Annotated in this window: 25 protein-coding genes; 15 read left to right on the top strand and 10 right to left on the bottom strand. The window is 73.4% G+C overall.

The features are described 5' to 3' along the window. The first annotated feature begins 3 nt into the window (after window positions 1–3). Genes EKO23_RS02225 through EKO23_RS02215 form a run of 3 tightly spaced genes read left to right on the top strand, consistent with a single transcriptional unit; the run spans window position 4 to window position 3,444 of the window. Window positions 4–1,095 (top strand): hypothetical protein, encoded by a 1,092-nt coding sequence (locus EKO23_RS02225; protein WP_134713628.1) that lies wholly within the window; start codon window positions 4–6, stop codon window positions 1,093–1,095. A 7-nt stretch (window positions 1,096–1,102) separates the two neighbouring features. Further along, a complete protein-coding gene (locus EKO23_RS02220) occupies window positions 1,103–2,233 on the top strand; it encodes a hypothetical protein (protein ID WP_134713627.1) in 1,131 nt (376 codons plus the stop codon). Continuing rightward, window positions 2,230–3,444: a hypothetical protein gene (locus EKO23_RS02215; RefSeq protein ID WP_134713625.1), complete on the top strand. Its 1,215-nt coding sequence runs from the start codon at window positions 2,230–2,232 to the stop codon at window positions 3,442–3,444. Before EKO23_RS02220 ends, EKO23_RS02215 begins: the two co-directional genes overlap by 4 nt. Here EKO23_RS02215 and EKO23_RS02210 read toward each other — a convergent pair. Next, entirely contained in the window at window positions 3,405–4,085 is a 681-nt protein-coding gene (locus tag EKO23_RS02210; protein ID WP_134713623.1) for an EcsC family protein, read from the bottom strand. The two genes, EKO23_RS02215 and EKO23_RS02210, sit on opposite strands and share 40 nt — an antisense overlap. A gap of 43 nt (window positions 4,086–4,128) precedes the next feature. Between EKO23_RS02210 and aat the strand changes: the two genes are divergently transcribed. The 3 genes from aat (at window position 4,129) to EKO23_RS02195 (ending at window position 5,770) form a co-directional block, all read left to right on the top strand. Next, window positions 4,129–4,800, top strand: a complete 672-nt coding sequence (aat, locus tag EKO23_RS02205; RefSeq protein ID WP_134713620.1) for a leucyl/phenylalanyl-tRNA--protein transferase — start codon at window positions 4,129–4,131, stop codon at window positions 4,798–4,800. A 164-nt stretch (window positions 4,801–4,964) separates the two neighbouring features. After that, window positions 4,965–5,324: a hypothetical protein gene (locus EKO23_RS02200; RefSeq protein ID WP_134713618.1), complete on the top strand. Its 360-nt coding sequence runs from the start codon at window positions 4,965–4,967 to the stop codon at window positions 5,322–5,324. A gap of 2 nt (window positions 5,325–5,326) precedes the next feature. Beyond that, on the top strand, window positions 5,327–5,770 hold the full coding sequence (locus EKO23_RS02195) for a hypothetical protein (RefSeq protein ID WP_134713616.1): 444 nt from the start codon (window positions 5,327–5,329) through the stop codon (window positions 5,768–5,770). A gap of 27 nt (window positions 5,771–5,797) precedes the next feature. Here EKO23_RS02195 and EKO23_RS02190 read toward each other — a convergent pair whose 3' ends face one another. Then, window positions 5,798–6,130 (bottom strand): rhodanese-like domain-containing protein, encoded by a 333-nt coding sequence (locus EKO23_RS02190; protein ID WP_134713614.1) that lies wholly within the window; start codon window positions 6,128–6,130, stop codon window positions 5,798–5,800. 10 nt (window positions 6,131–6,140) lie between these two features. Continuing rightward, entirely contained in the window at window positions 6,141–7,007 is an 867-nt protein-coding gene (locus EKO23_RS02185) for an Fpg/Nei family DNA glycosylase (RefSeq protein WP_134713612.1), read from the bottom strand. Window positions 7,008–7,215: 208 nt separating this feature from the next. Here EKO23_RS02185 and EKO23_RS02180 point away from each other — a divergent pair, with 208 nt between their 5' ends. The 5 genes from EKO23_RS02180 to EKO23_RS02160 all read left to right on the top strand — a co-directional run bounded on the left by EKO23_RS02180 (window position 7,216) and on the right by EKO23_RS02160 (window position 11,442). After that, window positions 7,216–7,494 (top strand): hypothetical protein, encoded by a 279-nt coding sequence (locus EKO23_RS02180; RefSeq protein WP_134713610.1) that lies wholly within the window; start codon window positions 7,216–7,218, stop codon window positions 7,492–7,494. Between the two features lie 228 nt (window positions 7,495–7,722). After that, window positions 7,723–8,937 (top strand): ATP-binding protein, encoded by a 1,215-nt coding sequence (locus EKO23_RS02175; protein WP_134713608.1) that lies wholly within the window; start codon window positions 7,723–7,725, stop codon window positions 8,935–8,937. 29 nt (window positions 8,938–8,966) lie between these two features. Continuing rightward, the gene (locus EKO23_RS02170; RefSeq protein WP_134713606.1) at window positions 8,967–9,452 is read left to right on the top strand and encodes a helix-turn-helix transcriptional regulator; all 486 of its coding nucleotides are present in this window, start codon (window positions 8,967–8,969) and stop codon (window positions 9,450–9,452) included. After that, window positions 9,449–9,874, top strand: coding sequence for a VOC family protein (locus EKO23_RS02165; protein ID WP_134713604.1), 426 nt, complete (start codon window positions 9,449–9,451; stop codon window positions 9,872–9,874). Before EKO23_RS02170 ends, EKO23_RS02165 begins: the two co-directional genes overlap by 4 nt. A 65-nt stretch (window positions 9,875–9,939) precedes the next feature. Further along, window positions 9,940–11,442, top strand: a complete 1,503-nt coding sequence (locus EKO23_RS02160) for an alkaline phosphatase family protein (RefSeq protein WP_134713602.1) — start codon at window positions 9,940–9,942, stop codon at window positions 11,440–11,442. Here the strand turns inward: EKO23_RS02160 and EKO23_RS02155 are convergent. Further along, window positions 11,427–11,900 carry a MarR family winged helix-turn-helix transcriptional regulator gene (locus EKO23_RS02155; protein WP_134713600.1) on the bottom strand — a complete coding sequence of 158 codons (474 nt, stop codon included), beginning with the start codon at window positions 11,898–11,900 and terminating at the stop codon, window positions 11,427–11,429. The two genes, EKO23_RS02160 and EKO23_RS02155, sit on opposite strands and share 16 nt — an antisense overlap. 55 nt (window positions 11,901–11,955) lie before the next feature. On the opposite strand from EKO23_RS02155, the gene EKO23_RS02150 reads away from it, so the two are divergent. From EKO23_RS02150 to EKO23_RS02135, 4 genes are all read left to right on the top strand, one after another. Beyond that, window positions 11,956–12,330 carry a VOC family protein gene (locus tag EKO23_RS02150; RefSeq protein ID WP_134713598.1) on the top strand — a complete coding sequence of 125 codons (375 nt, stop codon included), beginning with the start codon at window positions 11,956–11,958 and terminating at the stop codon, window positions 12,328–12,330. A gap of 66 nt (window positions 12,331–12,396) precedes the next feature. Beyond that, window positions 12,397–13,173 (top strand): glycerophosphodiester phosphodiesterase family protein, encoded by a 777-nt coding sequence (locus tag EKO23_RS02145; RefSeq protein WP_134713596.1) that lies wholly within the window; start codon window positions 12,397–12,399, stop codon window positions 13,171–13,173. Window positions 13,174–13,183: 10 nt separating this feature from the next. Beyond that, the gene (locus tag EKO23_RS02140) at window positions 13,184–14,122 is read left to right on the top strand and encodes a DUF5926 family protein (protein WP_134713594.1); all 939 of its coding nucleotides are present in this window, start codon (window positions 13,184–13,186) and stop codon (window positions 14,120–14,122) included. Window positions 14,123–14,297: 175 nt separating this feature from the next. After that, window positions 14,298–14,969 (top strand): class I SAM-dependent methyltransferase, encoded by a 672-nt coding sequence (locus EKO23_RS02135; RefSeq protein WP_134713592.1) that lies wholly within the window; start codon window positions 14,298–14,300, stop codon window positions 14,967–14,969. A 76-nt stretch (window positions 14,970–15,045) separates the two neighbouring features. Here EKO23_RS02135 and EKO23_RS02130 read toward each other — a convergent pair whose 3' ends face one another. The 6 genes from EKO23_RS02130 to EKO23_RS02105 are packed head-to-tail and all read right to left on the bottom strand — an operon-like array spanning window position 15,046 to window position 20,186. Then, the gene (locus tag EKO23_RS02130) at window positions 15,046–16,272 is read right to left on the bottom strand and encodes an arginine deiminase (protein WP_134713590.1); all 1,227 of its coding nucleotides are present in this window, start codon (window positions 16,270–16,272) and stop codon (window positions 15,046–15,048) included. Between the two features lie 37 nt (window positions 16,273–16,309). Next, entirely contained in the window at window positions 16,310–16,918 is a 609-nt protein-coding gene (locus EKO23_RS02125; RefSeq protein ID WP_134713588.1) for a TMEM165/GDT1 family protein, read from the bottom strand. Continuing rightward, a complete protein-coding gene (locus tag EKO23_RS02120) occupies window positions 16,918–17,394 on the bottom strand; it encodes a MarR family winged helix-turn-helix transcriptional regulator (protein WP_134713586.1) in 477 nt (158 codons plus the stop codon). Before EKO23_RS02120 ends, EKO23_RS02125 begins: the two co-directional genes overlap by 1 nt. 29 nt (window positions 17,395–17,423) lie before the next feature. Further along, window positions 17,424–18,617 carry a nickel pincer cofactor biosynthesis protein LarC gene (larC, locus tag EKO23_RS02115; RefSeq protein WP_246050854.1) on the bottom strand — a complete coding sequence of 398 codons (1,194 nt, stop codon included), beginning with the start codon at window positions 18,615–18,617 and terminating at the stop codon, window positions 17,424–17,426. After that, window positions 18,614–19,306 (bottom strand): nickel pincer cofactor biosynthesis protein LarB, encoded by a 693-nt coding sequence (gene larB / locus EKO23_RS02110; protein WP_134713583.1) that lies wholly within the window; start codon window positions 19,304–19,306, stop codon window positions 18,614–18,616. The genes larC and larB overlap by 4 nt, the downstream gene beginning before the upstream one ends. A 22-nt stretch (window positions 19,307–19,328) precedes the next feature. Next, the gene (locus EKO23_RS02105) at window positions 19,329–20,186 is read right to left on the bottom strand and encodes a prephenate dehydratase (RefSeq protein WP_134713581.1); all 858 of its coding nucleotides are present in this window, start codon (window positions 20,184–20,186) and stop codon (window positions 19,329–19,331) included. Window positions 20,187–20,190 lie beyond the last annotated feature (4 nt).

The following is a 20,190-nucleotide window of genomic DNA, read 5'->3' as shown; positions in this document are numbered from 1 at the left end:
CACATGAGCAGCCGGCCCGTCGTCCACCTGCACATCGGTGCCCCCAAGACCGGCACGACGTACCTCCAGGACCGGCTCACCGTGAACGCCCGGCGACTGCGCGACCACGACGTCCACGTGCCCGCGCTCAACGCCTGGACCAGCCCGGCGACCTCCCACTTCCGGGCCGCGCTGGACCTGCTCGACCAGGACTGGGGCGGTACGTCGGGGCACGCCAGGGGCGCCTGGCCGACCATGGCCCGCAAGATTCGCAAGTCCTCCGGCACCGTGGTGCTGAGCCACGAGATCCTGGCCCCGGCCCCGCAGGCCCGGATCGCCCGGCTGATGAACGACCTGTCCGGCTGCGAGGTGCACGTCGTCTACAGCGCCCGCGACCTCGCGCGACAGCTGCCCGCCGCCTGGCAGGAGAGCATCAAGCAGGGCCGGAAGTGGCGGTTCGAGCGGTTCCTCGACAGTGCCGAGGCCGGCAAGGCGTGGTTCATGCGCGCGTTCGACCTGCCGACCGTGCTCAACAACTGGAGCCGGAACCTGCCGCCGGAGCGGGTGCACGTGGTGACCGTGCCGCCGGCCGGCGCCGAGCCGGACGAGCTGTGGCTACGGTTCTGTGCGGTCTTCGGGATCGACCCGGCGTGGGCGCCCCTCGACAGCGAGCGGGCGAACGCCTCGCTCGGCATCGCCGAGACCGAGCTGCTGCGCCGGCTCAACCGCCGGATCGACCGGCGGACGCGTCGCTACGCACCCCAGGACGACCTGCTCCGCCGGATGCTCGACGAGGGCGAGCTCGGCGGCAGCACCAGCGGCAAGGTGGAGCTGCCCCCGGAGCGGCTGCCCTGGGCGGAGGAGCAGGCCGAACGCTGGATCGACTGGGTCAAGGGCTCCGGCGTGCACGTGGTGGGGGACGTCGAGGACCTCTGGCCGCGGCTCGACCCGGCCGAGGAGTGGTGCGACCCCGACCGGGTGCCGCGCAAGGCGCTGGCCCGGGTGGCGATCGAGGCGCTGGCGGCGATGACCAACGAGGCGGCGAGCCGCCCCGACCCGCGTCAGGAGCTCGGGGCCCGCATCCGGCGCCGGGCCGAGCACCTCCGCGACTGGTGACCGGCGCGTGAACACCGCACGCGCCTGGGCGTGGGTCGCACACCTGCGCACCGGAGGCACCACGCCCTGGCAGGAGTTCGCCCCCGGCGACCCGGACTCCGCCGCCTCCTCCGCCGACGCGCTGCTGCCGGGCGCCATCCAGCTCGAGGTCGTACGCCGCCTCAACCTGGCCGCGGACCCCGCCGGCACTGCCGACCCCCGGCACCGGGCCCTCGTCGACCGGGTGCTCGCGGCGAGCGCCCCCGGCCGCGGCCAGCCGGACCTGCCGCTGGTCGGCGTCCTCGACGACACCCGGTTCGGCCCGCCTCCGGCCGACCCGGCCGCGCTTCCCGACGACGAGCTCCTGCGGATGACCGTCGGCGTGCTCGCCGAGCTGGCGCTGGACCTCGATCCCGGCCCCGAGCCCGAGCAGCGGTCCCCGCTGCCCGTGCCGTGGCGGCGCAAGTGGGCCGTGGTCGGCGACCCGCTGATCGCGGACCGGACCCGCTCGGACCTGGTCGCGGCCGGCCGACGTCCCGGCCTCCGCTCGCCGGTCGCGCTGGTCGTCGCCGACGACCTCGCCGCGATGCTGGCCGACACCTGGACCTGGCGGGTCCGGCACCGGGTCACCCCGTCGTGGGCGTGGTGGGTCGGCCACTGGGCCCGTCGCGACCAGCTGCCGCCGCGGGTCGACCTGGCCGCGGTCGCCGCCCGCTGGGCGGGCCGGGTCGGCCGGGAGAGGGTGCACGTCCTCGTCGGCGGGGAGCTGCCCGCGTCGCTGCTCGGCACTGCCGTCGACCTGCGGGCCGACCCGCTCTCGGCCGACGCCGGGGAGCTGCTCCGCCGCGTGAACGAGGTGCTGCGGGTGCTGGTCCGGCCGGAACGGCACCAGCGTCTGCTGGACCGGGTCGTGGTCCCGTTGCTGGCCGGCGAGCGCGGCACGCTGCCCGGCGTGCCCGAGGCCCAGCAGGAGTGGGTACGTCGCCGGGCCGACCGGTTGGTCGGGGAGCTGTCGCGGGCTGGATACCCTGTGCACGGCGAGCTGGCCTCCCTGCGACCGCGCAACGGGTGCGGGCCGACCGCCGCAGGAGCGACCGGTGCCCTCGACGTGGCCCTGCGTGCCCTGCTCGCAACGAGGACGATCGAGGAGGCCCGGTGAGCCCCAGGCGGGTCCTGCTCCACGTGGGCACCCCGAAGACGGGAACGTCGTACCTCCAGGACGTGCTCTTCCGCAACCGCGACCTGCTGGCCGGCAAGGGGATCCTCTACCCCGCCGACCGCTTCGACGGGCAGTTCCTCGCCGCGCTCGACCTGATGCGGCTGCCCTGGGGCGGCCTCGAGACCGAGGCCGTCGGCGCCTGGGACGCGATGGCCGCGAAGGTCCGCGCGTTCGACGGCACCTCGATCATCAGTCACGAGATCCTGGCCACCGCCTCCCGCACCCAGATCCGCCGCGCGCTCGAGTCGGTCGGCCACCCCGGCACCGAGGTCCACGTGGTGCTGTCGGTGCGTGACCTGGTCCGGCAGATCCCGGCCGAGTGGCAGGAGAACGTCAAGCACCGGCGGACCCTGCGCTACGACCGCTTCCTGTCCGAGATCCGGGACCCCGAGCGCGCGACCCGGCTCGCGACCTGGTTCTGGGGTGTCCAGGAGGTGCCGGACATCCTCGACCGGTGGGGCGGCGAGCTGGACCCGTCACGGGTGCACGTGGTCACCGTGCCGCGGCCGGGAGCGCCGTCGACGCTGCTGTGGGAGCGGTTCGCCGAGACCTTCGGCCTGACCGGGCTGCCGCTCGACCTCGAGGCCGAGCGGTCCAACCCGTCCATGGGCGTGCCCGAGACCGCGCTGGTGCGCCGGATCAACCGGGCCGTCAACAAGGACGTCGAGCCGGCGCACTACCGGCCGCTGGTGCGCGAGCTGCTCGCCCACAACACCCTCTCCCGCCGCACCGGCTCGCCGCGACTGTCGCTGCCGCCGGATGCCCGGGCCTGGGCCGAGGACCTGGCCCGGGAGTGGGTGGCCGAGCTGCGCGCCCGCGGGTACGACGTCGTGGGCGACCTCGACGAGCTGCTCCCGGAGCCGTCCGACGCGCCGTACGTCGACCCGGACCGGCCGAACCCGCGGCAGGTCAACCAGGCTGCGCTGGACGCGATCAAGGCGCTGCTGGTCGAGGGCGCGCGGCAGCGCGAGACCGAGGAGCAGCTGCGCGAGGAGCTGCACCAGGCCCACCTCGCGCTGGAGCGGGCCTACCTGCGGCCGACGTACCGGGCCCGCGAGAAGCTGGTCCGATCCGCCGAGGAGCGTGGCTGGGGACGCCGGCTGCTCGGGGTCTACCGCCGGGCGCGGGGCAGGAGCTCGCGGGCGGCGTAGCGGCCGACCCGCCAGGTCGAGACCCCGTCGGCGCCCATGCCGACGACCCCGCCGACCACCGGCACCCGTCGCCCGACCACGACGGCGAGCCGCTTGCCGGCCACCTTCGCGATCAGCTCCGCGGCCACCTCGGTGGCGATCACGACGTCGAGGTCGGGGTCGAACACCGGTGCCGTCGCCATGGCCATCGGGGTGGTCGGCAGCTTGCGCTTCCGCACCAGCCGCTCGACGTCGTCCTCGCCGAGCAGGAGCGCCAGGATCGCGTTGTGCACGCGCGGGTCGGCAAGGTCGTAGCCGTGCAGGTGCGCGACCGCCGCGATCATCCGGCACTGGATCAACGCCAGCCCGGTCAGGTTGGCCGGGATCGCGAGCGCCGCCGCCAGCACCCCGCCGAGGTTGGTGACGAAGCCCTGCGCGCCGGCGTACCGGACGTGGTCCTCGATCACCTCGCGCACCGCCTTCGTCACGTCGCCGCCGGCCTCCCGGAGCGCCTTGTCCGCGCTGACGTGCGCGGCCGGGAGCGGGCCGACGCCGCGGATGGCGCGGTGCAGCGCCTCGCGGACGAAGCCGGCCGTGAGGTCGGGCGCCGCGCGCGGCACGTGCGGCGCCAGGCTCCGGCCGACCGATCCCTTGATGCTCATGCGTGCATCCTAGGCAGGCCACCCACGCGCCTATCGTGGTCGCGTGCCGATCGACCCGCCGCCCACGCCGTGGGTCTTCCCCGACCCGCGCGCCGTGGACGACGACCTCGTGGGGATCGGGGCCGACCTCGAGCCCGGCACCGTCCTCGGTGCTTACCGCGCCGGGCTCTTCCCCATGCCGTTCGACGACCGCCCGCGCGCGCCGATGGGCTGGTGGTCCCCGGAGCGCCGCGGGGTCCTCGAGCCGGGCGGCCTCAAGGTGTCCCGGTCGCTGCACCGGTCCTGCCGTCGCTTCGAGATCCGCGTCGACACCGCGTTCGAGGAGGTGATCGAGGCCTGCGCCGATCCCGCCCGGCCGCACGGGTGGATCAGCAACGGCATCCGGTCGGCGTACCTCCGTCTCCACGAGCTCGGCTGGGTGCACTCCGTCGAGGCGTGGCGCGACGGCCGGCTGGCCGGCGGGCTGTACGGCGTGGCCGTCGGCGGGCTGTTCGCGGGCGAGTCGATGTTCCACCGCGAGACCGACGCGTCGAAGGTCGCCCTGGTCGGGCTGGTCGACCTGCTCGACGACGAGCACGTCGCCGAGCGGCTGGTGGACGTGCAGTGGGCCACCCCGCACCTGACGTCGCTCGGTGTCGTGGAGGTCGAGCGCGAGGACTACCTCGACCGGCTCGGCCGGGTGCTCGCCTGCCCGCTGCCCACCGCCTTCTCCTGACCAGCGGCCAGGTCTTGCGGGTCGAGCGGCCAGGTCTTGCGGCCGTCGACGCCCGGATGCCCTGTGTTCGCAAGGGTTTCTCGCCAACTGCCCGTGGGTAGGGCAGGGTGGCGAGAGCCCGGACGCTCTGTCCGGGGACAACCACTTCGGGAATGGGGATCGACATGCGTCGACTTCTGCTGGGCGCCACCGTGCTGCTGGTGGCGGGGGTGACGGTGGCCTGCGGCGCGCCGACCGACGCGTCCAAGAGCGACTTCTGCGATGCTGTCGAGAAGGTGTCGAAGAACGCCAGCGACTACGACAAGGCCCGGGACGCGGCACTCGACCTCGGCGACGTCGGCACCCCGGAGGGCATCTCGGACGACGCCCGCGAGGGCTTCGAGATCAGCATCGACGCGTTCGACGAGGCCGAGAAGGAGAAGGACCTCGAGAAGGCCCAGGACGACCTGAGCTCCGACGACAAGAAGAAGGTCGAGGCCTTCAGCAGCTACATCGACAAGACCTGCGAGCAGGGAGGCGAGTGATCGTGCGCGTGGCACTGGTGGGGGCCGGGATGGTCCTGATGGCGGGCATGCTGGCCGGGTGCGGCGACGACGCCCCGGAGAACGCGTCCAAGGAGGACTTCTGCGACGCCTTCGAGGCGGTCGGCAGCGCCGGCGACGACTTCGACAAGGGCAAGGAGCGGCTCCAGGACCTCAAGGACACCGGCACGCCCGAGGACATCCCGGACGACGCCCGCGAGGGCTTCGACATCCTCCTGGGCGTCGTCGAGGACGCGGACAGCGCGGACGAGGTCGACAAGGCCGCCGAGGACCTGAGCAAGGAGGACACCAAGAAGGTCGAGGCGTTCACGACGTACACGATCAAGAAGTGCACCGACCTCGGTGACCTCCCGTCGGAGATGCCCTCGGACATGCCGACCGAGCTGCCGTCGGACATCCCGAGCGACCTGCTGTCGCCGACGTCCTGAGCGGCGCGTCGACGGGTCGACGGAGGGTCAGACCACGTGCGGGGGCCGGCCGGTCTCGCTGACCATCGGCCGGCCGGCCTCGGCCCACTCGATCATGCCGCCGTCGAGGTTGTAGGCGTCGTGGCCCTGCGCCGAGAGCCAGGCCACCGCCTGCGCGGAGCGGCCGCCGATCTTGCAGACGACGAGGAGCTGGTCGTCGGGTACGTCACCCAGCCGCGCCCCGAGCTCGCTCAGCGGGATGTGGTGCGCGCCGTCGATGTGGCCGTGGACCCACTCGACCTGCTCGCGGACGTCGAGGACGGTGAGCCCCGACGGCAGCTCGGAGGGGAGCTGGTCGAGGGTGACGGTGGGGACGTGCATGGGGATCACGCTACTTCAGCAACTTGCTCATGCGGCGGTCTGCCAGCGGCTTGCCACCGGTCTGGCAGGTGGCGCAGTACTGCAGGCTCGAATCGGCAAACGAGACCTCCCGGACGACGTCCCCGCAGACGGGGCACTTCTGTCCGGTTCGGCCGTGGACGGCGAGGTTCGACTTCTTCTCTCCCTTGAGCTCGCTCGCGGCCAGGCCGCGGGACCTCTCGACCGCGTCCCCGAGGACCGTGCGGATCGCCTGGTACAACGTTGAGACGTCCTCGGGGGTCAGGGATGACGCCGCTTTGAAGGGCGACATCTTGGCGGCGTGGAGGAGCTCGTCGGAGTAGGCGTTGCCGATGCCCGCGATCGTGCCCTGGTGCCGCAGCACCCCCTTGACCTGGGCGCGGCCCGCCTCGGTCAGGATCCGCTGCAGGGCGGCCTCGTCGAACTCGTCCGACAGCGGGTCTGGCCCGAGCCGGGCGATGCCCTCGACGTCCTGCGGTGACCGGACGACGTACAGGGCGAGGGACTTCTTGGTGCCGGCCTCGGTGATGTCCAGCCCGGAGTCGTCGTCGAGGATCACCCGGGCAGCGAGGCCGGACTTGCCGCCGGGGCGCGGCGGCAGCTTCGGGACCTCGTCGCGCCACCGGACCCAGCCGGCCCGCGCCAGGTGCAGGACCAGGTGCAGCCCCCCGGCGCTGATGTCGAGGAACTTGCCGTGCCGGGTGACCCCGTCGACGAAGGTCCCCTCCAGCGCCGAGAGCGGCGGGTCGAAGGTCTTCAGCGCGCTGAACGCCGCGATGTCGACCCGCACGATCGCACGGCCGTCGAGGCGTCCCGCCAGGTCCAGCGCGAGCGCCTCCACTTCGGGCAGTTCCGGCACGTCCCCGACTCTAGACCGGGCCCGATTCCGCCGAGGTGCCCTTTCTCGATGTCCGAGGTGCCCCTTCTTGCTCCTCCAACCGTCCGAAGACGGCGGGCCGAGCCGAGTGACATGGCGGGCCGAGCCGAGTGACATGGCGGGCCGAGCCATGCGTTCCGGCGGAGCGCGATCCGGTGACAGATGCGGAGCCCCGAGCCATGATGGAGAGGTGGAGCCGGTTCCGCAGGTACCCCGGCAGGGTGCGATCTACCTCGACGCCCGCGGGGAGAGCCGCGCGCTCCGTGTCACCTGGCACGACGAGCAGGACCTGGTCGTGCTGTCCCTGTGGCGCGAGAACGTGTGCGCCGGCACCTTCCGGCTCACCGTCGACGAGGTGCCCGACCTGATCGATGCCCTGCGCGGCGGGCTGGCCCGGGCCTACGAGCGCGCCAAGGAGCGGGTCGAGGCCGCCGAGGACCGCCGTACGACGCTCCCCGGCGCCAGCTGACCCCGCACGCCAGTCGGCCGCCAGCCCTCGCCGCTCCGTGGCCCTTGGTTTCGAGACGGTCGCTGCGCGACCTCCTCAACCAGCGGCGTCATGTCGCGCGGTTCGGCCGCCATTTCGCACACGGTTGGGCCCGCCATTTCGCACGGTTCGGCGGGGAGGGGGACATGGTTGCGAGGAAACGATCGGGAAATCTACGGAGTTCGCTAGACAAGCCGATAGCGTCGCATCGTGGACCCGATCCGGAACCCGTACGCCCCCGGCGCCGGGCAGCGGCCGCCGGAGCTGGCCGGCCGTGACGAGCAGCTGCGCGCCTTCGACGTCGTCCTGGAGCGGGTCGCGCGCGGGCGACCCGAGCGCAGCCTGGTGCTGACCGGCCTGCGCGGTGTCGGCAAGACCGTGCTGCTCAACGCACTGCGCTCGGCCGCGGTCCGGAAGCGGTGGGGCACCGGCAAGCTCGAGGCTCGGCCCGACCAGGGGCTGCGGCGGCCGCTGTCGAGCGCGCTGCACCAGGCGGTCCGCGAGCTCGGGCACCCGCAGGCCGACGACGTCGACCACGTGCTCGGCGTGATCAAGGCGTTCGCGCAGCGCGACGCCGGCCCGAACGCCCGGCTCCGCGAGCAGTGGAATCCCGGCATCGACGCGCCGGCCGTCAAGGGCCGGGCCGACTCCGGCGACATCGAGATCGACCTGGTCGAGCTGTTCAGCGACCTCGGCGGGCTCGCCGCCGACGTGGGCAAGGGGGTCGCGGTCTTCATCGACGAGATGCAGGACCTCGGCCCGGACGACGTGTCCGCGCTCTGCGCCGCCTGCCACGAGATCAGCCAGTCCGGACTTCCGGTCATCGTGGTCGGCGCCGGCCTGCCGCACCTGCCGGCGGTGCTGAGCGCCAGCAAGTCCTACTCCGAGCGGCTGTTCCGCTACCAGCGCATCGACCGGCTCGCCCGTGAGGCCGCCGACCTCGCACTGACGGTGCCCGCCGAGGAGGAGGACGCGGCGTACGCCGTCGACGCCCTGGCCGCGATGTACGCCGCCACCGGGGGCTACCCGTACTTCATCCAGGCCTACGGCAAGGCCGTCTGGGACCTCGCCCCGGCCAGCCCGATCACCGCCGAGGACGTCGCCGTGGCCAGTCCGGAGGCCGAGGCCGAGCTCGCGGTCGGCTTCTTCGGCAGCCGCTTCGAGCGGGCCACCCCGGGCGAGCGCGACTACCTCCGGGCGATGGCCGACACCGCGGTCGCGATCGCCGAGTCCGGCGAGGCCGAGGTCGACGACATAGGCTCGGTGCCCACCGCGGACGTCGCGGCCGCGCTCGGCAAGAAGCCGCAGTCGCTCAGCCCGGCCCGCGACTCGCTGCTCAAGAAGGGGCTCATCTACTCGGGCGAGCGGGGCCGGATCGCGTTCACCGTGCCGCACTTCGGTCGCTACCTCCGCGAGCACGGCTGACCCGCGGGGCGGCGTGCCAGACTGGCCGCGTGGCCAGCCTCCCGCCCACCCGCCACCTGCTGCGTGCGAAGGAGCTCGTCGACGCCCGGTACGCCGAGCCGCTCACGGTCAACGACCTGGCCGCAGCCACCGGGCTGTCCCCGGCCCACTTCAGCCGCGAGTTCCGCCGGGCGTTCGGCGAGTCGCCGCACCAGTACCTCCTGACCCGGCGACTCGAGCGGGCCGCGACCCTGCTGCGCAACACGGACTGGTCGGTGCTGCAGATCTGCACGACCGTCGGGCTGAGCAGCCCGGGATCCTTCACGACCAGCTTCCGCCGCATGTTCGGGCGGACGCCGACGGAGTACCGCGCGGCGTACCCGCCGGCCCGGGAGCGGGCCCAGGTCCCGATGTGCGTGCTGCGTGCCTACGGCCGCCCGCAGGTCCGCACGTTTCGAGAAGACGACGCCGTGCCGGTCGCCGCAGACTCATTGCGTCAGCAGGACCGAACCACACCCGAGGAGACGACAGCATGATGCGTATCGCCAGCAGCCAGATGTGGGTCCACGACCAGGACGTGGCCCTCGCCTTCTACACCGAGAAGCTCGGGATGGAGGTGCGGCAGGACGTGACCGTGCCCGAGATGGGCAACTTCCGGTGGCTCACGGTCGGGCCGCCGGACCAGCCGGACGTCGCCATCGTGCTGATGGCGATCCCCGGGCCGCCGATGGTCGACGACGCGACCCACCAGCAGATCAGGGACCTGATGGGCAAGGGGTTCGCGGGCACCGCCTTCCTGATCACCGACGACTGCCGCAAGTCCTACGAGGAGCTGAGCCGGCGGGGCGTGGAGTTCTCGGAGCCGCCGGAGGAGTACCCCTACGGCATCGACTCCGGGTTCCGCGACCCGTCGGGCAACAGCTTCCGGCTCACGCAGCTCAACGAGGACTTCGGCTGAGCCGTCCGGTCGGCGGCGGGCTGCCTTGGCACGTCGACGTGTGCGATGCGCCATAGGGTCTGCCCATGGCACCCTCCCCCGAGCAGCGCGCCGCCCACCGCGAGCGCGCGGTCGCCGCACTGTGCGCCCCCGACCTCGCCGCGATCGTCGACCTGGTGGTCTGGGTCGAGGACGGCACGGCGTACGCCGCGAACCACCTCGGCCGGGTCCGCTGGAACGGCGACGACGCTCGCGAGCTGCTCGCCGGCGTCGACCCGATCGGCAGCGAGGACCCGATGGCGTTCCTGCCCTACGAGCGCGAGGTCGCCGACCCGTCGCCGCGGCTGTCCACCGGCAACGCCTACCCGTACGCCGCCGCCCGGTTGCACTCGTTCTTCGCCGACCCCGAGCGCAGTCCGGACCTCGCGATCGTGCACACGCCCCGGCACCGGTTCCTCGACGAGGGCGGCCACATCGGTGAGCACGGGTCGCTCGACGTCATCCAGTCCCGCGCCCCGCTCGTGCTGAGCGGGGCCGGCGTCGCCCGCCGGGGGTACGTCGACGACCACGCCCGGCTGGTCGACGTCGGGCCGACCCTGGCCGTGCTGTCGGGCGTGCCGGAGGACGCGCTGGCCGACGCGGACGGCACCCCGCTCGACGGCCGCCCGCTGACGGCGTACCTCGACGGGCCGCCGCCGCGGCACGTGGTCGGCATCCTCTGGGACGGCGCACCCTCAGGCGACCTCCTGCACCTCGCCGAGACCGGGGAGCTGCCGGCGCTGGCCCGGCTGGTCGAGCGGGGTACGGCGCTGCGCGGCGGCGCGGTCGCGGAGTTCCCGAGCGTGACCCTGACCAACCACACCGCGATCCTGACCGGCGTCGGCCCGGGCCGGCACGGCGTGATGGGCAACGTCTACTACGACCGGGCGACCGGCGAGACCGTGGTGCCCAACGACGAGACCACCTGGCACCGCAGTGCCGAGTGGCTCAAGCCGTCGGTGCGCACGGTCTTCGAGATGGTCGGCGACCTGCTGCCGCCGTCCGAGTCGGCGCGTACGGCGAGCGTCAACGAGGCGATCGACCGCGGCGCGGACTACTCGACGATGCAGGTCATCCGCGCGACCAGCACGGGTGGGGCCGGGTCCCTCGACGACCTGCTGCCGGACCCGACCGGGTCGCCGTACCTCGGCGAGCCGACGTTCCTCGACGACCGCTACTTCCGCTGGGGCGTCCGGGTCGACGACGTCGGGCTGGACCAGGTGCTGCAGCTCTGGGCGGACCCGTCGACGTCGCCGCCGCCGCGCCTCACCTGGTGGGCGCACGTGGTCACCGACGCGGGGCACCACGGCGCCGGTCCGCGCTCGGAGATGGCCCGCGACGCGCTGCGCCAGAGCGACGCCCGGCTCGGCCGGTTCCTCGATCACCTCGACGAGCAGGGGGTGCTCGACGACGTCGCCTTCCTGCTCACCGCGGACCACGGGTTCGAGGGCAGCCACCCGGACGTGACCGGCTCCTGGCGCGGCGTCCTGGAGGGGCTCGGGGTCCCGTTCCTGGACGAGGGTCCGGGGCTGGTCTACTTCACCGACTGACCACGGCGGCGGGCGACCTCGGGGACGGTCCGGGACAGGTCGCGCAGCGCGGGTCCGGCGCCCACGACGGCCCGGCGCTGGTCGGTCGGGAGCGCCCGGAGCGCCTCGACGATCACGGCCCGCCGGCGGGCAGCGGCGGCGTGCATGAGCTCCACTCCGGCCGCGGTGGCGGAGACCAGCACCTGGCGGCCGCTGTCCGGGTGCGCCTCGCTGGTCGCCAGGCCGAGCCCGACCAGGCCCCGCACCACGCCGGTCATGGTCGGCGCGGCGACGCCCTCGGTCCGGGCCAGGGACCCCAGCGTGCAGGGTCCGCCGAAGACGAGCACCGACAGGGCGCTCAGCCGCGCCGGCGTCAGGCCGGCCAGCCGGTCGACTGCGCGCATCCCGCGCAGCAGGTGGATCGCGGCGGTGTTGAGCAGCTGGGCGGTGTCGTCGAGGGAACCCTTGCGTGGTGCCATGCTCTATCAATAGCATGCCTAACAGTTAGGGAACCTAAGGGACGAAGGAGTGTCGATGGAGCTCGTCCAGGTCGCCCAGCGTGCGGAGGACCTCGCCCGCGCCGCCGCATTCTACGAGGGGCTGCTGGGGGCGCCGGCCCTCGCGACGTACGACCCGCCTGGCCTGGTCTTCTTCGACCTCGACGGCGTCCGTCTGCTCCTCGACCGGGTGGCCCCCGCGGCCTTGCTCTACCTGGGCGTCGACGACATCGACGCCGCGGTCGCCCGGGCGCGGGAGCTGGGTGCGGTCGTCGAGAGCGAGCCGCACGTGATCTTCGGGCACGAGGACGCCACGCTCGGCCCGGCCGGCACCGACGAGTGGCAGGCGTTCCTGCGCGACTCCGAGGGCAACCTGGTCGGGCTCGTGGAGCAGAGGCCGCGCCGGGGCTGACCGGCTCGCGCCGACGGCGCGACCCCGACCGCGTGCCGCCGGGCGGAGCGTCGCGAAACTGGCAGGATGACCGCCATGCAGGTCGTCGCCCATCGAGGTGCCAGCGAGGAGAACGCCGAGCACACGCTCGGGGCGTACCTCGAGGCCCTCGACGAGGGGGCTGACGGCCTCGAGTGCGACGTCCGGCTCACCGCCGACGGGCACCTGGTCTGCGTGCACGACCGCAGCCTGCTCCGCACCGGCGCGAACCGCGGCACCGTCTCCACCATGGAGCTCAAGGACCTGCACGAGCTCGACGTCGCCGCCTGGAAGCACCCGTGGGCGGACCTCGACGACGAGGCGCCCGACGTCGACCCCGAGCTGGGCCGGGTGCTCACCCTCCGCAAGCTGCTCGAGACCGTCGCCGACTGCGGACGGCCGGTGGACGTGGCGATCGAGACCAAGCACCCTACCCGGTACGGCGGCCTGGTCGAGCGGCGCCTGGTCCAGCTGCTCGGCGAGTTCGGCTGGGCCGGGGCCGATACGCCGGTGCGGGTGATGAGCTTCTCGTTCACCGCGTTGCAGCGGGTGCACCGGCTGGCGCCCGAGGTACCCCTGGTGATGCTGGTCGAGAAGGCGCACCACTGGCCGATGCTGCGCCGCCTGGTGCAGCCGGACTGGATCATCGGGCCCGGCATCAAGGAGCTGCGCGACCACCCCGGGCTGGGGCGCCACCTCGCCGGCCGGCGCATCCACGTGTGGACGGTGAACACAGACGAGGACCTGAAGCTCTGCCAGGACCTCGGGGTCGAGGCGGTCATCACCGACCGGCCGGCGTACATGCTGGAGCAGCTCGGTCGGTAACCTCCGCGGCATGGGAAAGCGCTCACGCACCAAGGCCCGCGAGGCCACCGCGACCGCCACCGCCGAGGGAGCGGTCGGCCCTCGCCAGCCGTGTCCGTGCGGCTCCGGCCGCCGCTACAAGGCCTGCCACGGGTCCGCCGACGGGCCGCCGCCGGCGTACGTCGCGCGACCGTTCGCGGGCTTCGCCGGGGAGTGCGACCTGATCGCCCTGCGTGAGCTGGTGCCCGCGGCGACCGCCCCGGTCACCCTGCGGGACGACGACCGCGAGGTCCGGCTGTGCACGCTGCTGCCGATGGCCGCCCCCGCGCTGGTGCGGGCCGACGGCAGCATCTGGCTCGGCCTGCAGGTCCAGCACAGCTTCGGCGACCCCGCCCGCGACCTCGGCGCGGTCCTCCAGAAGGCGCTGAGCGCCGACGAGGGCGTGGTCGGGCTGACCGAGCCCCCCGGCGAGGGTCCGCGCTTCCAGGACCTGGTCGAGGACCGGCCGCTGGAGGTCACCGTGCACGACGGCTTCGACTTCTGGATCGACGAGGACCAGCGCGACACCACCACCGCGGCTGCCCTGGAGCAGGCCAACAGCGCAGCGCACCCGACGTCGCGGCTGACCGGCGTCGAGGCGGCGTACTGGACCACCGTCGGCTCCAAGGAGCACCTGCGCTGGGTGATGCCCGAGCCGGAGGACGACCTGCTGGCCGCCCTGGCCCGGCTCCATGCGGCCGGCAAGGACGAGATCGCCGAGGGCTCCCGGCTGGTCGGCATGTTCCGCGCCCACGGCCTGCTGGTCCCGGTCTGGGACCTGCCGGTGGGCACGGGCGCGGCGGTCCTGGAGGAGCCGGCGCGGCGGTTCGCGGCCGATCTTGCGGAGGCGCTCTCCGCCGGCGGCGACCTCACCGCGGAGGAGCGGGCGGCCCGCTCCGGCCTGGCCAACCGGCAGGTAACAATTCGCTGAATCCACCCGGTGTTGCGCCCGGGGAGTTGTGTCGAGCCGTCGGGCCTATTAGGTTTCTCCACGCCCGGTCGTTGTCGTATCCCCCGTCGACAGCGGCCGGGCTTCTCCATTTCCCGGCTCCCGGGGCCCGGGTGGCGCAGCCGCCCGCCGGCAGGGGACCGGTACGGTCCCCGTCATGACTCGGGTGCAGGAGGCGGTGGGCTGGTCCGGTGTCGCGGAGGCCTACGCCGCGACCTTCGCCCGGCTCTGTGCCGGGACCTTCGACGCGGTGCTGGCCGAGGCCGGCCTCCCCGACCCGTCCGTACGGCGGGTGCTCGACGTGGGCGCCGGCACCGGCGACCTGGCCGCCCGGGCACTGGCGCTGGGCGCTGAGGTGACCGCGGTCGACCCGGACCCGGAGATGCTTGCGCTGACGGCCCGCGCGGCTCCCGCGGCCTCCCTGGTGCGGGCCGGGCTGCCCGCCCTGCCGCTGCCCGACGCCCGCCACGACGCCGTGGTCGCCAACTTCGTGGTCAACCACCTCCCGGACCCCCGGGCGGGGCTGGGTGAGATGGCTCGCGTCGCGACGCCGGGCGGTCGGGTGGTGGTGACGATCTGGCCGTGCGGGCAGAACGTGCAGTCCCGGCTCTGGGACGCGGTGATCGAGGCCAGTGGTGCGGTCCGCACGCCCGGCGTGGGGTTGCCGCCCGCGATGGACTTCCCCCGGACCGTCGACGGGCTGGCGGGACTCCTCGACGGCGCCGGCCTGGTCGACGTACGCGCGCGTGCGTTGCGCTGGACGCACCGCACCGAGCCCGACGCGCTGTGGCGCGGTGCGGCGGTCGTCGCCGCCGGCACGCGCCCTTGACCACCGGGCGCCGACCACGCGGACCCGACGCTGCCCACACGGAGCGTCGTGTGGGTAAGCGCTGGAGGTGCGTCCGTCAGTCGGCCGGCAGCGGCGCCCGGGTCACCGGGCAGCTCATGCACCGCGGGCCGCCCCGGCCGGAGCCGAGCTCGGACCCGGCGATCGCGATCACCTCGATCCCGGCCTCCTCGAGCCGGGTGTTGGTCTCGATGTTGCGCTCGTAGGCGACCGCCACCCGCGGCGCGAGGGCCAGGGTGTTGTTGCCGTCGTCCCACTGCTCGCGCTCGGCGGTGACCGGGTCGAGGCCGGTGTCGATCTGGTGAAGGGTGTCGATCCGCATGGCCTTCGCAGCCGCCACCAGGAACGGCTCCGCGCCGGCGACGTCGAGCCGCAGGTCGGTGTCGCCGGGACCGGTCCGCTCGGCGATGGTGACGGCGTGCGCCTGGAGGGAGTCGGCGACGTTGGGGTACATCACGATCTTGTCGACGTCGACCATGGTGCAGACGGTGTCGAGGTGCATGGTGGCCCGCTCCTGGGCGATCGGCACCGCCAGCACGGTGTGGGCGAGCCCGGCGGTGAAGACCTGCCGGGCCAGCCGCTCGACGCCGGCCGGGGTGGTGCGCTCGCCGACGCCGACGGCGAGGACGCCTGGTGCCAGCAGCAGCACGTCGCCGCCCTCGACGTTCTCGTGGTGCCAGCCGTGGATCGTGGGCGACCCGGCGAACCGCGGGTGCTCGGCGTAGATCAGCTCGGTCAGCTGGGTTTCGCGGCGGCGGGCGGGCATCGCGAGGGACGTGATCGCCACGTGGTCGCGGATCCAGACGCTGGAGTCGCGGGTGAACAGCAGGTTGGGCAGCGGGTCGATCACGAAGTCGTCCTGCGGCAGCAGGCTGGTCACCAGCCCGAAGCCGCCGGAGAGCTCGTCGTTGCGCACGCCGGCGGTGAGGATCGTGGCCAGGTCCTCGGGGGACTGGTCGTGCAGCGCTTCTGAGAGGTAGCCGCCGAGGGTGTCGCCGAGGTGCAGCCCCGAGGTCACCGCGCTGATCGCGTGGTGACGGGCGTCCTCGCTGCGCAGGGTCTCGACCAGCAGGTCGACGAGGTAGAGGACCTCGACACCGCGTGCCCGCAGCGCCTCGGCGAACGCGTCGTGCTCCTCCTGGGCCCGGCTGATCCACGGGATGCCGTCGAAGAGGAGCTTGTCGTTGTTGCGGGGCGTGAGCCGCTTCAGCTCCGGGCCGGGGCGGTGCAGCAGGACGGTCTGGAGGATGCCGACCTCGGAGTCGGAACCGTGTGCGGAAGCCATGCCCTGAACTCTAGTGCGGGTGCGGCCGGGTGCTCGGTCATCCCCGGACCAGCTCCACCACCGTGACCACGAACAGGAGCAGGCAGACCGCTGCGCCGACGTAGTGGAGCGTGCTCAGCCGCATCCTCGTCAGCAGCACCCGCCCGAGCACGCAGGCCAGCCCGCTGACCGCGAGCAGCGCGCCCCAGGCGCCGATGAAGACGCTGACGTGGTCGTTGTACTTCGCCACCAGCGACAGCGTGAGCAGCTGCGACAGGTCGCCCCACTCGGCGGCGAACAGCACGAGGAAGCTGGCACCGACGGCGGCGAAGCCGGACTTGGGCGTGGTGCCGGCCCGGGCGGCGTACTCCTCCTCGGTCTCCTGCTCGTGCTCGTCGGCTCCGCGCGCCTCGCGGAACAGCAGGACGGCACCGGCCAGGAACATCAGCGCGGCCCCGATGCGCACCCACTCGACCGGGAGCTGGGCGGCGGCCTTGCCGAGGCCGACCGCGATCAGTGTCTGGACCAGGAACGCCAGCCCGACTCCGACCCACACCAGGAACGGGCGGAACTTCGTGCTCAGCACGAGGGTGGCGATGAAGGTCTTGTCGGGCAGCTCGACGAGGAAGATCGCGCCGAACGTGAGGGCGACGACGACGGGATCCATCAGGACGTGGGGGTTCCTTCCGAGGAGGAGGTGATCGCGAGCAGGATCTCACGCAGGGTGTCCCAGCGCTCCGCGCCGTACTGCTGGCGGTACTCCTGCTCGAGGTCCTCGATCACCCGCTGGCCGATCCGCACCGCGGCCATCCCGTCCGCGGTCGGCCGCAGGATCCGGACCCGGCGGTCCGCCGGGTCGCGCACCGACTCCAGCAGGCCCTGGGCCTCGAGGGTGGTGGCGAACTCGCCCAGCGACTGCTTGGTCATGCCGGCCCGGTCAGCGAGGTCGGTGACCCGCAGCCCCTCCTCGGGAGTCAGGCTGAGCAGCCGGATCTGCGAGCCACGCAGCGAACGCGTGACACCCGGCGCGCCCTCGAGGTCGACGAGCTCGAGCCGCAGCGGCAGCTCCCGTCGGAAGGCGTCCATGAGGTAGCCCAGCAGGGCGAGGATGTGGTCTGGGTGACCGTCGTGCCGGGAGGTCATAAGGTCACCTTACTGTCCGGGCGCGCGGCTCACTCCCCGGTGAAGAAGCGGCGGCTCGCGGCCACGGCGTCGGCGAGCACGTCGCTCACCGGGCGGCCGAGCGCGGCTGCGGCGCGGGCCACGTCGTCGTACTCCGGCTGGGCGTTGACCAGCACCCCGTGGTGCCGGGCCAGCTTGACCGCCACGGGCTGGCCGTCGACGTCGACGGCCACCATCTCGCGGTCGAGCGCGTGCTTGCCCAGCGGCTGCTCGCGCAGGCCGATGGTCGAGGTGTGCCGGAAGATCGCGGTGCGCACGTCGTCCGCCCGGTCGGCAACCACCAGCACCGACAGCGTGTGGGCGGGCCGGCCCTTCTTCATCAGGATCGGGGTCAGCCAGGCGTCGGAGGCGCCGGCCTCGAGCAGTGCGGCGATCACGGCCGGCCACACCCGCGGGTCGAGGTCGTCGACGTTGGTCTCCACCAGCAGCGGCGGCCCCGCTGCCCGGCCCGACGGGGTGCCGGTGAACAGCCGCAGCACGTTGGCGTGGCCCTGCGGGTCGCGGCCGCCGGCACCGATGCCGATCGCCTCGGTGGTCATCGCCGGCTGCGGGCCCCACGCGGTGGCCAGGGTGGTGAGCAGCGCCGCACCGGTCGGGGTGCACAGCTCCCGGGCCGGGGCGCCCGGCGGGCCGGCGTACGACGGGACGCCGCGCAGCAGCTCGGCCACCGCGGGCGGGGGGACCGGCATCGAGCCGTGCGCGCCCGTGACGGTGCCGGAGCCGACCGCCACCGGCGACACCACGACCTCGTCGAGGCCGAGGTGCACGAACCCGGCGGCGACGCCGACCACGTCCGCGATCGCGTCGAGGGCACCGACCTCGTGGAAGGAGACGTCGAGCGGGTCGGAGCCGTGCACGGTGGCCTCGGCGACGGCGAGCCGCTCGAAGACCCGTTCCGCGAGCTCCCGTACCTCCTCGGCGAGGTCCGCGCGCTCGAGCAGCACCCGGATGTCGCGCCAGGTGCGGTGGTGGACGGAGTCGGCGACCTCGACGTGGCAGCGGGTGGCGGCGAAGCCGTTGCGCGACACCTGTTCCACGTGGAACCGGACCGGTTCCGGGACCACGGCGTCGACCGCGGCCTGCAGCACGTCGAGGGGTACGCCGCCTCCGGCCAGCGCGCCGAGCAGCATGTCGCCGCTGGCCCCCGAGGAGGCGTCGACCCAGGTCGTCATGGGGTGCTTCATGCCCGCTTCCTGGGCGCGGCGTTGCGGGCGACGCGCGCGGCGAACACGCCCGCGCCGTACCCGTTGTCGATGTTGACCACGGTCACGCCGGGCGCGCAGGAGTTGAGCATCGTCAGCAGGGCGGCCACCCCGCCCAGGGACGCGCCGTACCCGACGGAGGTGGGGACCGCGACCAGGGGCACCCCGGTCAGCCCGCCGACCACCGAGGGCAGCGCACCCTCCATGCCGGCGACCACGACCAGGCAGTCGGCGTCGGCCAGCCGGTCGCGGACGCCGAGCAGCCGGTGCAGGCCGGCCACCCCGACGTCGTGGATCTCTTCGACCCCCGCGCCGTGCACGCGCGCGGTGAGGACCGCCTCGGCGGCCACCGGCAGGTCCGAGGTGCCGGCGCTGACGACGGTGACCGTTCCGCGGGGCTCGGGGAAGGGGCCGAGGGTCACCGCCCGGGCGCTGAGGTGGATCTCGGCGTCCTCGAGGTCGCCGACGGCGTGCAGCGCCTCGTCGGAGAGCCGGGTCGCCAGGACCGCACGCTCGGGGTGCTTCGCGTGCAGGGTGGAGAGGATCGCGACCAGCTGCTCGGGCGTCTTCCCGGCGCCGTACACCACCTCGGCGTCGCCGGTCCGCGCCGCCCGGTCGAGGTCCACCCGGGCGAAGCCCAGGTCGGCGGTCCGGTCTTCCTGCTCGTGCACAGGCACAACCTAGCCGCTGGGCTCAGGACGTCAGAGCCCGGAACGGGTCGGCCGGGTAGACCCCGAGGATCTTCACGTCGGTGGTGAAGAACTCCAGCTCCTCGAGCGCCCGTGCCACCGGCGTGTGGTCGGGATGCCCGTCGACTTCGGCGAGGAACATGGTGGCGGTGAACTCGCCGCCGACCATGTAGCTCTCCAGCTTGGTCATGTTCACGCCGTTCGTGGCGAAGCCGCCGAGGGCCTTGTAGAGCGCGGCCGGCAGGTTGCGCACGTTGAACAGGAAGCTGGTGACCACCGGCCCGTCGTCCGGCGGCGCCTGCACGAAGTCGCGGGAGAGCACCACGAAGCGGGTCGTGTTGTGCTCCTCGTCCTCGACCTCGTCGCGCAGGATCTCCAGTCCGTAGATCTCCGCGGCCAGCGGCGGTGCGATCGCGGCCTGGGTCGGGTCCTGGGCGTCGGCGACCTCGCGCGCGGCGCCGGCGGTGTCGCCGGAGATCACCGGGGTGAGGCCGAGCTCGCGGATCACCTTGCGGCACTGGCCGAGTGCGTGCACGTGGCTGTGCACGGTCTTGATGGTCTCCGTCGTCGCTTCCTCGACCGCCATCAGCGTGAACTGGATGCGCAGGAAGTGCTCACCGATGATGTGCAGCTCGGAGGTCGGCAGGAAGTGGTGGATGTCGGCCACCCGGCCGGCCAGCGAGTTGTCGATCGGGATCATGGCGAGGTCCGCGTCGCCGGAGTCGACGGCCGCGAAGACGTCCTCGAACGACGCGCACGCCACCGCCTCCCAGTCGGGGTAGTGCTGCTTGCACACCAGGTGGGAGTTGGCGCCGGGCTCGCCCTGGTAGGCGATCCGTCGTGGAGGGGCTGTGGCGGACACCACC

Source organism: Nocardioides guangzhouensis (assembly GCF_004519545.1).
GTDB lineage: Bacteria > Actinomycetota > Actinomycetes > Propionibacteriales > Nocardioidaceae > Nocardioides > Nocardioides guangzhouensis.
Note: the sequence above shows the minus strand (reverse complement) of the source record. Positions and strands in the feature narration are given on the sequence as shown.

What these genes read in the sequence shown, in the direction of transcription:
- EKO23_RS02225 (WP_134713628.1), top strand. Translation starts at nt 4, where the DNA reads ATGAGCAGCCGGCCCGTCGTCCACCTGCACATCGGTGCCCCCAAGACC.
- EKO23_RS02210 (WP_134713623.1), bottom strand. Translation starts at nt 4,085, where the DNA reads ATGAGCATCAAGGGATCGGTCGGCCGGAGCCTGGCGCCGCACGTGCCG.
- EKO23_RS02200 (WP_134713618.1), top strand. Translation starts at nt 4,965, where the DNA reads ATGCGTCGACTTCTGCTGGGCGCCACCGTGCTGCTGGTGGCGGGGGTG.
- EKO23_RS02190 (WP_134713614.1), bottom strand. Translation starts at nt 6,130, where the DNA reads ATGCACGTCCCCACCGTCACCCTCGACCAGCTCCCCTCCGAGCTGCCG.
- EKO23_RS02165 (WP_134713604.1), top strand. Translation starts at nt 9,449, where the DNA reads ATGATGCGTATCGCCAGCAGCCAGATGTGGGTCCACGACCAGGACGTG.
- EKO23_RS02160 (WP_134713602.1), top strand. Translation starts at nt 9,940, where the DNA reads ATGGCACCCTCCCCCGAGCAGCGCGCCGCCCACCGCGAGCGCGCGGTC.
- EKO23_RS02155 (WP_134713600.1), bottom strand. Translation starts at nt 11,900, where the DNA reads ATGGCACCACGCAAGGGTTCCCTCGACGACACCGCCCAGCTGCTCAAC.
- EKO23_RS02150 (WP_134713598.1), top strand. Translation starts at nt 11,956, where the DNA reads ATGGAGCTCGTCCAGGTCGCCCAGCGTGCGGAGGACCTCGCCCGCGCC.
- EKO23_RS02145 (WP_134713596.1), top strand. Translation starts at nt 12,397, where the DNA reads ATGACCGCCATGCAGGTCGTCGCCCATCGAGGTGCCAGCGAGGAGAAC.
- EKO23_RS02140 (WP_134713594.1), top strand. Translation starts at nt 13,184, where the DNA reads ATGGGAAAGCGCTCACGCACCAAGGCCCGCGAGGCCACCGCGACCGCC.
- EKO23_RS02135 (WP_134713592.1), top strand. Translation starts at nt 14,298, where the DNA reads ATGACTCGGGTGCAGGAGGCGGTGGGCTGGTCCGGTGTCGCGGAGGCC.
- EKO23_RS02130 (WP_134713590.1), bottom strand. Translation starts at nt 16,272, where the DNA reads ATGGCTTCCGCACACGGTTCCGACTCCGAGGTCGGCATCCTCCAGACC.
- EKO23_RS02125 (WP_134713588.1), bottom strand. Translation starts at nt 16,918, where the DNA reads ATGGATCCCGTCGTCGTCGCCCTCACGTTCGGCGCGATCTTCCTCGTC.
- EKO23_RS02120 (WP_134713586.1), bottom strand. Translation starts at nt 17,394, where the DNA reads ATGACCTCCCGGCACGACGGTCACCCAGACCACATCCTCGCCCTGCTG.
- larC (WP_246050854.1), bottom strand. Translation starts at nt 18,617, where the DNA reads ATGAAGCACCCCATGACGACCTGGGTCGACGCCTCCTCGGGGGCCAGC.